This window comes from Asaia sp. W19, assembly GCF_003994335.1.
Taxonomy (GTDB): domain Bacteria; phylum Pseudomonadota; class Alphaproteobacteria; order Acetobacterales; family Acetobacteraceae; genus Asaia.
This window is the reverse complement of record NZ_PNQZ01000178.1, coordinates 1-1021: the sequence shown is the minus strand read 5'-3', so window position 1 is coordinate 1021 and position 1021 is coordinate 1. Positions and strand designations below refer to the sequence as shown.

Annotated in this window: 1 protein-coding gene; it reads left to right on the top strand. The window is 68.5% G+C overall.

Annotated features, from left to right (window positions below):
• Positions 1 to 150: 150 nt before the first annotated feature.
• The coding region (locus C0V97_RS17760; protein ID WP_127103744.1) for a DUF1501 domain-containing protein at positions 151 to 1021 on the top strand (871 nt) is incomplete at its 3' end.

The following is a 1021-nucleotide window of genomic DNA, read 5'->3' as shown; positions in this document are numbered from 1 at the left end:
CTGCATGCCGCCAAYCCCGAAGARCGGGCCCGGWCCGCTCTTGGCAGCGCACTCCGCCCCGCCACGCGGCTGGCCATGCAGCATGCCGGCTCGCGGCGCGATGCGCTCACTTTGCTTTTCTCCTCACCCGAATTCCAGAGGCGTTGACCCATGATGCTTCGTCGTCGCTCTGCCCTGCTCGGTCTGGCTGCAAGCTGGACCCTGGGTCGCTCTTCCCTTGCACTGGCCGCCCCCTCCCTGCGCCGGGACGATCCACGCTTCGTGGTCATCCTGATGCGCGGCGCACTGGATGGCATGGCTGCGGTGACGCCTTACGGCGATCCAGGGCTCATGGCCCTTAGGCGTGCCCTCGTCTTGCCCGAGCCCGGTCAGGAAGGGGGGCTGCTCGATCTGGGCGGGTATTTCGGTCTGCACCCTGCATTGGCGGGGCTGCATACGCTTTATGGCCAGGGGCAGATGCTTCCCGTCCATGCGGTAGCCGCGCCCTATCGCACACGCTCGCATTTCGACGCCCAGGATTATCTGGAGAGCGGTGCCGATCATCGACTGACGAGCGGCTGGCTCAACCGCGCCGTCTCGGCCCTGCCGGGGCAGAAGGCCCGTCCGGAAGGGCTGGGTCTGGCCCTCGGTCTCGATGTACCGCTCCTGCTCCGCGGCCCGGCCCCTATCGGCAGCTATGCCCCGGCTGGAAGCCAGCACCCGAGCGATGCGCTGTACCAGCAGATCGCCCAGCTCAACACGCATGACCCCCTGACCGGTCCCGCCTTTCGTAACGGATTGCAGGCGCGAGGCTTTTCGGACACGGCTCTGGCGACAGCGCCGGGCGAGAGCGCCGCCATGACGGGTGCTCCCGGTCCGGGCGCCGCACCTTCCTTGGCTCAAGCTAATAATAGGCAGGACGGGTTTACCCGCCTCGCCTCGGCGGCGGGGGTGATGCTCGCCCAGCCCGACGGACCACGCGTGGCCGCGCTGGAGATCGGCGGCTGGGACACCCATGCCGGGCAGATCGCCGCGCTTCGCT